Consider the following 9,647-nt stretch of genomic DNA (forward strand, 5'->3'; position numbering starts at 1 on the left):
TGGCAAACCAAAAGGCTCCTATCACCGGGGCTTTACTTGCTTTGGCATCATCTATCTCGCCGATGTACCCGAGCCTTATAGTGGGAATTTCACTGTCTGGCCCGGGTCCCATCATGTCTATGAAGACTATCTCAATAAGGAGGGCATTGAAATTCTCTCCAATGGACAGCCACGTATCGACCAGCCCGAGTCGCCGCATATGATCACCGGTCAGGCAGGGGATCTCATTCTCGCTCATTTTTTGGTGTATCACTGCGCCAGTCCCAATGCCTCTCCCAATATTCGCTATGCCACAATTGCCCGCATGAGCCATGTTGATTGCGCAAAAAACGGCAACGACTGCTTTACCGACATCTGGCGAGAATTTCCCTGCGTCCGCGAAGTGATGGGCCTTGACTGAGAACTTCAAGCGACTGACGTAAAGGAGATTGTATGACAGCAAAAACCCTGATTGACTACTTTCTTCCCATGGAGCCTCGGGGGCCTCTGGTCTCCGAGGGAGTCTGGGGCGATCCGAATGTGTTGCCGCGCGACATCCACAACGGGCTGGAAGATGTCAGGCTGGAGAACTGGTGCTACTGGGACGGTAAGATCGTAAAGGACGATGAGGGGCGCTATCACATCTATGCCAGCCGCTGGCATCACGCCTTTACGCACCGCACCGGCTGGAAAGAAGACTCAAAGGGCATACACGCTGTCAGCGATCACGTTATGGGTCCCTATGAAGACAAGGGCCTTCTCTGGCCCCACTGGCAGGGCGGTAAGGGACACAATGTGATCGGACTGAGGATGCACGATGGTCGGTACGCCACGGTGACAAGTGAGATTACTGAGGGAGAGGTCTTTGTTTCCGAATCGCCAGACGGCCCGTTTGAACTGCTCGGCAGGATCAAGGTAGATTTCAACGGATTTGATCCGGCACTTGCCCGCTATGAAAGGAACGGCCGCATGGCCAATGTCAAAATCCTGCTGCGACCAGAGGGGAGATACATGATTGTCCCCCGGTCCACTGCTACCCTGATCAGCGAAAGCGGCATTCTGGGGCCTTATAAGATCATGAGCGATCGGTTGTACGATAAATATCCAGAGTTGCCTCAGACGCGGAATGAGGACCCCACTGTCTGGTACAGCGGCGGCCTGTATCACATTGTGTACAACCATTGGCCTACCGGAATATCTTATCACTTTACGTCCGAAGATGGTATTCATAACTGGACGTATCGGGGCGTTGCCTTCCGCAAAGAGGCCATGGTATTTCGCTATACAGATGGAACTGTGAACCACTGGGAGATGGTAGAGCGTCCGACCGCATATGTAGAAGACGGCCACGTCACGCACTTCATCTTTTCGGTCATTGATGTGAAGAAAGCGGAAGACCTGGGAAACGATAATCACGCCAGCAAGATTGTCGTCGTGCCGTTCGACGGAGCGTCGTTTGATCGGGACATGCAGGAGATTGTGGCAGCAGAAAAGGCAACGGGCTAAAAGTTCTCATTATCTGCCCGGCAGATTTTTCGCACGGTTCACGAGATTTTGGACATCCATGTATGGTTCGGGGGCTGTGGATCTCCAGACGGCCTCGCCGGTTGCATCCAGCAGAACTGTGCCGTGCGTTGGGCTGGTGTGGGCCATTCCAAACCAGCCTGCCCATTTGCCAGCAGTGTCTGAGATTAGGCTCGACGACAGCGCAGCAACTCTCTCCTGGTCCGGCTCGGATTCTGGCGTGATGATCACCAGGTTGATGTCGTTCTCCCGAAGCACCTTGTCGAACAAACGCGCGTGCTCGTAACAATGCCCGCATTGAACGCCAGTGATGAATGTGACGACGGTCGTCTTGCCAGTGATCAGGCTGAGTTGCTCTGGTTCTTCCACAACCAGGAACTGTCCCATCATCCCGTTGTCTTCGTGTTCCAGGACGTGGCAGTGGTACATGTATGGTACCTGAGGATCAGCATATCGCTCGAAGGCCATGATGATCCGAACGAGATCGCCTGGAGGCACCAGGACTGTGTCTTTCCATCCGAGGTCGGCACTGGTGGATGGTTGGCCGTTGCGGTCGAGAATTTGAAACTGGACCGGATGGAGGTGGAAAGGGTGAGGCTGACCGCCGCGATTATGCACTTCCCAAATCTCAATGTCTCCCAATCGCACGACCTCATCAATTCTCGCCATATCCATTGTCTTGCCGTTGATCGGTGGTCCCCCTCGACCTCCTCGACCTCCTCGACCTCCTTGTCCTCGTCCGCCTTGTAGAGCCTCCAGATTCCGGGTGATGCGTTGTTGTATGTTTTGTAGTCGTCCCCCTCGTCCGCCTCGACCACCTTGTCGGGGTCCAGCCAAAACCATCGGACGGGTTTTGGCGGCGAGTGAGGGATCGATGCGGGAGATGGTGTTGAGGCGCTCTGGCAGTGCGTGAGATGCACGTTTTGCCGGCTGGGGAACGATCTTTAACAATTGCAGATTCCCCGTGCCGATTCCCCAGAAAAACGACGTGATCGTCCTCAGAAACCCGGCTTCCGGATAGCTTTTCAACACGACTTCAGCACCGTCGCTGAAGTCAACCAGGATCTCGGCTCGCTCGCCGGGTGCGAGGATCACGCGGTTGGTTTGGAGGGGCGTCTCGAGGAATCCGCCATCTGTGGCGATCTGATGAAACTCTCGGTTATCGTCAAAGCCGATGTAGTAGATACGCGCATTCGAGCCGTTTAACAGTCTGAATCGAATGCGACGCGACTCAACCTGGAGAAATGGATTCCAGGTTCCATTGATCAGCATGGTGTTTCCAAAGACAGCACCCTGGTTGCGGGCAAAGCGAAACGCACCATCGTTGTCAAATAGTCGGTCCTGGAGCACGAGTGGAATGTCGTCAACGCCGTAGGTCTTTGGCAGGTCCAGCGCATCACTGTTATCGTCATCGATCCACATGAGGCCAGCGACTCCCCGATAGACCTGCCGCCCCGTACTGCCATGCGGATGCGGGTGGTACCATAACGGAGCGGCCTGTTGATCGACTGGAAAGCTGGCAGTCCATGATTCTCCAGGCTCGATTTTCTGATGTGGTGTGCCGTCCATGCGAGCGGGAACGTGCATTCCGTGCCAGTGCATTGTCGTTATTTCATCCAGGTTATTCTGGACGATCAGATCGACATCTTCGCCTCGCCGCAGTCGTAGTGTCGGTCCCAGAAACGGTCCGTTAACGCCAGCTGTCGGTGTTTGTTTGCCTGGCAAGAACTCTCGGCTTCCTTCGGCAACGGTCAGGTGAAACTGCCGCCGTCCATCTACAACGGTTCCAAATAACTGTTTGGGAATCAGCAGCTTATTCTCAAAGGTCAACCCAGTGTTTGTGGCTCGGATGAACAACAGCCAGTAGCAGGTCACGCCCAATAACAGTACGACAATCAACAGTTCTATTGTGATTGGCTTCAGCCGTCGGGACCTGGTCGCCGTATTTGCAGGCATGCTTTCTCCTTATATGGGTGATCCGCGTTGCGCGCTTGTGCGCGAGTGGTGTGACATCTTATTTGACAGCAGAAATTCGTGGCGCGTTCCATTGCGCATTTTATAAAAAAAAGGTCGTGAGATTAGTTCTCACGACCTTTTGACTTTGATTACTGCGCTCAATCGGTGATGATGTTTCTTGTCATTTCCAGTGGACGATTTATATTAATCAGGAAGCGATGACTCTCATAGAACTTTTCACTGAACGCGTTTTTTCTGCGTTTTCTTAAGGGTTGACGGATACGATGCGCTGGCTCGTATATTTTTTTGCTTCGTTATTGTTGGGCTTATCGACTTCTGTTGCTGCTTCTGGTGAAGTCGAAGTGACGCCTGTGGCGGCAGAGAGGTTATTTGTTCGGGAAGTGTTGCCGCTTTTGAAGACAAAGTGTTTTGCCTGTCACGGCGATGACCCTGACGATGTGCGAGCAGATCTGGATTTGAGATCGCGTGAAGGGATGCTCAAAGGCAGTGCATTTGGACCCGTGCTCGTGCCGGGTAGTCCTGACGAAAGCGCAATGTACATCGCCGTAAAGTGGGAAGACGGAGCACTCCAAATGCCACCCAAAGAGAATGATCGGCTTTCGGATGCACAGATTGAGGTGTGGCGAAAGTGGATCCTTGGGGGCGCACCATGGGTGGCTCAGGAGAAAATTCTTGAGTCTGACTCCTGGTCTGCCAAAGACGGTGTGACTGTAAAAACAAGCGACGGACTTTCCCGAGAATGGACGGAGCGTCGGTACAAACCCGAAGATCTCTGGGCTTTTGCGCCAGTGCAACGGTATTCTGTGCCGAATATAGAGGACGTGACGGGAGAAGACACGAAGAATCCGGTAGATGCCTTTGTCCACCAAAGATTGCAAGACGCGGGGATCACACCGGCTGGTCGAGCCGATAAACGCACGTTGATCAGGCGCGCGACCTTTGATCTGATAGGATTGCCGCCTACACCTGAGGAGATTGAGGCGTTTGTAAATGATGCGTCTGAAAAAGCTTTTGAGAAGGTTATTGATCGCTTGCTGAAGAGTCCTCAGTATGGTGAGCGATGGGGGCGAAACTGGCTGGACGTTGTGCGTTATGCCGATACAGCCGGGTATTCAAATGATTTTGAACGCCCCAATGCCTGGCGATACCGGGACTATGTCATTCGATCTTTCAACGCTGATAAGCCCTACAACCGGTTTGTTATTGAACAACTGGCGGGAGATGAATTTGAGCCCAACAATCCCGAAATGTTGATTGCCGTCGGGTACTTGCGGTCAGGGCCGTGGGAACAGACCGGAATGAGCGTAGCTGCTGAAACTCGTCAGCTTTTTCTCGACGATGTGACCAACAGTGTGGGTGAGACCTTTCTCTCGATTCCGTTGCGTTGTGCCAGGTGTCACGACCATAAAGTTGACCCCATTCCAACGCGAGACTACTATCGGATGCAGGCTGTCTTTGCACCCGTTCAGTTAGCCGAACGCGATGTGCCGTATTTGCCTGCAGAAAACCAGAACAGATTTGGAGTTGGACGACTGCGCATTGAAAGTTTGCTTCAAAATGCAATCGACAAACAGGCAGAGATTAGAAAAAAAGAAGAGGATGCAACACGGAAGTGGATGGAAGAACGAGGCATGAAATATCTGTCCAAAAGGGAAAGAAGCAAATTTCCGGACGACAAACGGTTGCCCCGGTTTATTGGATTGACGCACAAAGATTTGGGTACCCAAAAAGCGCTCGCCAAACAGGTTCAGCGTTTGAGTTGGAAAAAGGATCGCTACAAACCCATTGCGCTTAGCATTTACAACGGTCCACTTGTCACACTCAGAAATGTCAAATCACGGATGATGATGCCTGAGAATCTCGAGGGTGAACCCCAAAAAGTGCATATCCTCGGCGGGGGTTCGGTTTATGCGCCAACAGAGCCGGTTTCACCAGGTGTACTCTCTGCTGTTTACGGCTCAAATGCCGATCTGGAACCTTCTGCTTGGAATACCATTCCCGAAACAACGAATGGGCGACGATTGGCGCTCGCAAACTGGATTGCGAACTCAAACAATCCGCTGGCGACACGTTCGATTGTCAACCGCATCTGGCAATGGCATTTCGGGCATGGCATTGCTGGCAACAGCAATAACTTTGGCGTGATGGGCAAAAAACCTACGCATCCAGAATTGCTCGACTGGTTAACATTGTATTTTGTTGAGCACGGCTGGTCTTTCAAAACGATGCATCGGCTAATTATGAATTCGGAAACGTACCAGCGTGGGGAAAGTCCTCCTGATTGGAAAAAGGTGCAGAAAAAAGATCCGAGCAATAAACTGCTGTCCTATTTTTCACCACGTCGTTTGACCGCAGAAGAATTGCGCGATGGGATGCTGTTTGTTTCCGGTGAACTGAATCTGGAAATGGGCGGACTGCCGATTTTTCCCGAAATTAATATGGAAGTTGCCTTGCAGCCGCGCCATGTGATGGGTTCTGTTGCGCCTGCTCACCAGCCTTCGAGAGATCCGACGACGCGAAATCGGCGCACCGTTTATGCGTATCGATATCGCGGTCTGCCCGATCCAATGCTGGAAGTATTTAACCAGCCAACCGCAGATTTATCATGTGAACGGAGGACAACATCTACAATTACGCCCCAGGTATTTACGCTATTTAACAGTCAAAACAGTTATGACCGGGCTCTGGCAATGGCGCATCGGGTGGAAAAGGAAAGCGCATCTGAGGCTGACCAGATTGAGCGCGCATTTAAATTGGCTTGGGGGCGCGTGCCTACAGTGGAAGAATATCAGAAGGCGATCGGGTATTTAAAGAAAGCAGTCGTGTATCACCGCAAAAATCCGCCCGAGATTCAAACATATGCGACAGATGTCACGCGCAGGATGTTTGAAGAGATGACTGGCGAAGCATTTGAGTTTGTCGAAAAGCTGGATGTTTATGAAGACTATGTGCCCGATCTCAAACCATGGGATGTGCAGGCTGAGACACGGGCTTTGGCTGATTTGTGTCTGGTATTGTTTAATTCCAACGAATTTATCTATGTGTATTGAGGTGTAAAATGGATCGCAAACTCCAAAAACGGCTCAACTTGCTGGCAGCGCGTAACCTCAACCGGCGGGATTTTCTTTACGGGCTTGGCTCGAGTATTGGTTCTGTGGCATTGAGCCACCTGTTGATGCAAAACAATGCCTCTGCCAGCCAATCCAATCTGCTTGCTCCCAAACCCCAGATGGTACCTGCCAAAGCCAAATCATGCATTTTTTTAATGATGGAAGGCGGGCCGAGCCACATTGACACATTTGATCCCAAGTCGAAACTTCAAGATCTGCATCTGACAAAGTTTGGGCGGAAGGGTAAACAGTTTTCAGCGATGGCGAGTGGAAATCGGTACTATGTACAAAGTCCATTTAAGAGCCGAAAGGTAGGTCAGTCTGGCGCAGATATGTGCGAGCATTTTGTTCATTTGGCCGAGGTTGCCGATGAGATTTGTTTTTATCGAGGCTGCCAGGCAGAATCCGTGGATCATCCGACCGCGATGTACCACATCAATACGGGCAACAAATTCGGTGGTGACCCGGCGATGGGCGCCGGGGCGACATATGGGTTGCGCACTGACAATAAAAACCTGCCCGCGTTTATTGTTTTGCCCGAAGTGGCTTATCCTCAAGGGGGGGCTGCCAACTGGTCCAATGGTTTTCTACCGGTGCATTATCAGGGCACGCCGCTGCGATCTACTGGATCGCCTATTTTGGATATACACCCACCACCGCATATTAACCGCAAACATCAGAAAGAAAGCCTTTCTCTGCTCAAAGCGTTTAACAAATCCCATGCCAGACAACATCCCCAACACAACGAACTTTCGGCACGCATGGCCAGCTATGAACTCGCCTTCCGAATGCAGATGGAAGTGCCGGGCATTATCGATGTAGATGGAGAAAGTGAAAAGGTCAAAGCGTTGTACGGTGTTGGCGAAGAAACAACCGATGCGTTTGGTCGGAAGTGTCTGTTGGCTCGAAGGCTTGTCGAACGAGGTGTGCGTTTTGTGCAAATTTATTCTGGCGGATGGGATTCGCACGATTATCTGGCTCGCGCACACGGTTCGTTGATTCGCAGTATCGACAAGCCCATCGCCGGATTGATCACCGATCTCAAGCAGCGAGGGATGCTGGAGGAAACATTGATTATCTGGTGCGGTGAGTTTGGGCGCAGTCCCGACAATGGTCTGCGAGGGGGTGGGGTGGCTTATGGTCGTGATCACAACCCAACGGCGATGCCCATGTGGTTTGCTGGTGGGGGCGTGAATGCGGGACAGGTGATTGGGGCAACCGATGAGATTGGCGAAAAAGCAGTCGGTGTCGTGCATCCCATCCAGGACGTCCATGTGACGATTCTGAGGCTTTTGGGGTTGGATGATAATAAGCTCACGTATTTTTACGCTGGACGATATATGCAACTGTCGCAGACGGGTGGCAGCGTGATTGAAGAATTGATCGGGTGAATATACATGAAAAATCTATAGGAAAATCTTTGGCATAATAGGTTGAGCTTAAGGCTGCGAAATAATTTCGCAGCCTTTTTAAATTTTTTAAAACATTGTGTTTTGCAGTCCCGGTGGCAGGACTTGAACCTGCGCCCCTCTTTTACCAACGCCTCTTCAGCGCATCGTGGACACTGACCTCCAGGTGAGGACCGAATCCCTCGACCTCCAACCGAACATTGAAGCCATCCTGAATCGGTGACAGGGCTTCGTGATGGGTGCCGGTTGCTACGACATCCCCTGGCTCAAGGGTGATGACGCTGGTGACTTCCTCCAGCAACTCGGGAATGTGGCGAGCCATATCGCCTGTAGAAAAGTCGTGTTTGAGGGTGTTATTGACCCATAGCTTCACTGAAAGATCATTTGGATTTGATACCTCATCGGCAGTCACCAGAGCCGGTCCGAGGGGGGCAAATGTGTGCCAGCTTTTTCCCAGGAAGAAGCCACCGGGCAATCCGCGAGCCGAAACATCTATGAACTGTGTGTAACCAAAGACGTGGTCTAACGCGTCGGCTTGCGAGAGGTGGCTGGCCCTCTTGCCGATTACCAGAGCCAACTCTGGCTCAAAATGGAAAACACTCGCTTCGGCGTCCGGGAGTTCAACCGTGCTGCCGGTAGGCATTACGCTGGTGTTGGCCTTTAGAAAGCCATTGAACAGCTCACGCTCCGGGTGGCTCGGCTCGATATAATTGCCGGCTGCACACATGAGTTGGCCGGGGCGGGGCAGAGGCGATTGCAAAGTCACTGTATCGAGGGCGACACCATTTCCTCCTTCTATGGCACTTTCGATTCTGGATTGCATGGCATCCCAATCAGTAATGATCATCTGCATCATTTCTTGAGCGTTGTGATGGCCCAAGTTTGCGACTGAATTACCAACTGGAATAACCGTATCGCCCTGCAAAACACCCAGTTGAAAATCATTGTAGAGTACGAGTTTCATGAAAGTTTCCTCCTGAAAAAATAATGTTAATGAAGATCCTTTTCTGGGAATCCATCTCGTTTGAGCTGTGCCAATATAAGACATTTTCCCTGGGATTGAAAATCTGAATTGATGGCTTGCGATTTCTTTCACAGGTACTATATTGAGAGGCCATACCAATTTTCAAACTCACGACGAGGGACATGCCTACTTTCAAGAGCTGGTTGAAAAGGCCATTATTGAGGATTAATTGTGATGCAAAAACTACCTGCCAATTTCATTTTTATTTTAAGTGATACACATCGTTACGACGCTATGTCATTTACAAACCCCTTGAGGGATCATTTTGAAATTTATACGCCTAATATGGAGAGCATGGCGAAAGAGGGGGTTAGCTTTAAAAATTGTTATACGAATTTGCCCATCTGCTCGCCTGCAAGGGCGATCTATCAAACGGGTCGATGGCCCTTTCAATGGGGCGGAATTGCAAATCATATGGATTTGAATGATCGCGTAGATGAAGAGCGTAATGGAAATAAGACGTTGGGATTTTTGTTTAAGAACGCGGGATATTCAACTTTTCATGTTGGGAAATGGCATCAGGGTTTAGAGAACAATGCCCAAAATGCGGGATATGATGAATCGTATATATGGTCAAATGAGAGACATGACAGCATGATATATTGCCATAACGGCGGTGATTTT

General features: G+C 51.0%; 7 protein-coding genes. 5 read left to right on the forward strand and 2 right to left on the reverse strand.

Translation table 11 applies throughout. The features are described from left to right. Both OXG87_13635 and OXG87_13640 read left to right on the forward strand, forming a co-directional pair. Positions 1–400: phytanoyl-CoA dioxygenase family protein (locus OXG87_13635; GenBank protein ID MCY3870597.1), on the forward strand; the 400-nt coding region annotated here is incomplete at its 5' end. Positions 401–432: 32 nt separating this feature from the next. Further along, positions 433–1,485, forward strand: coding sequence for a hypothetical protein (locus OXG87_13640; GenBank protein MCY3870598.1), 1,053 nt, complete (start codon positions 433–435; stop codon positions 1,483–1,485). Between the two features lie 9 nt (positions 1,486–1,494). Here OXG87_13640 and OXG87_13645 read toward each other — a convergent pair whose 3' ends face one another. Further along, on the reverse strand, positions 1,495–3,459 hold the full coding sequence (locus OXG87_13645; protein MCY3870599.1) for a multicopper oxidase domain-containing protein: 1,965 nt from the start codon (positions 3,457–3,459) through the stop codon (positions 1,495–1,497). 284 nt (positions 3,460–3,743) lie between these two features. On the opposite strand from OXG87_13645, the gene OXG87_13650 reads away from it, so the two are divergent. Together OXG87_13650 and OXG87_13655 are read left to right on the forward strand one after the other, a co-directional pair. Further along, positions 3,744–6,530, forward strand: coding sequence for a PSD1 and planctomycete cytochrome C domain-containing protein (locus tag OXG87_13650; protein ID MCY3870600.1), 2,787 nt, complete (start codon positions 3,744–3,746; stop codon positions 6,528–6,530). Positions 6,531–6,538: 8 nt separating this feature from the next. Continuing rightward, positions 6,539–7,981: a DUF1501 domain-containing protein gene (locus OXG87_13655; GenBank protein MCY3870601.1), complete on the forward strand. Its 1,443-nt coding sequence runs from the start codon at positions 6,539–6,541 to the stop codon at positions 7,979–7,981. A 142-nt stretch (positions 7,982–8,123) separates the two neighbouring features. Here the strand turns inward: OXG87_13655 and OXG87_13660 are convergent, their stop codons facing one another. Further along, positions 8,124–8,963, reverse strand: a complete 840-nt coding sequence (locus tag OXG87_13660; GenBank protein MCY3870602.1) for a fumarylacetoacetate hydrolase family protein — start codon at positions 8,961–8,963, stop codon at positions 8,124–8,126. A 234-nt stretch (positions 8,964–9,197) separates the two neighbouring features. Here OXG87_13660 and OXG87_13665 point away from each other — a divergent pair. Next, the coding region (locus OXG87_13665) for a sulfatase-like hydrolase/transferase (protein MCY3870603.1) at positions 9,198–9,647 on the forward strand (450 nt) is incomplete at its 3' end.

It is taken from the genome of Gemmatimonadota bacterium (genome assembly GCA_026706845.1).
Taxonomy (GTDB): domain Bacteria; phylum Latescibacterota; class UBA2968; order UBA2968; family UBA2968; genus VXRD01.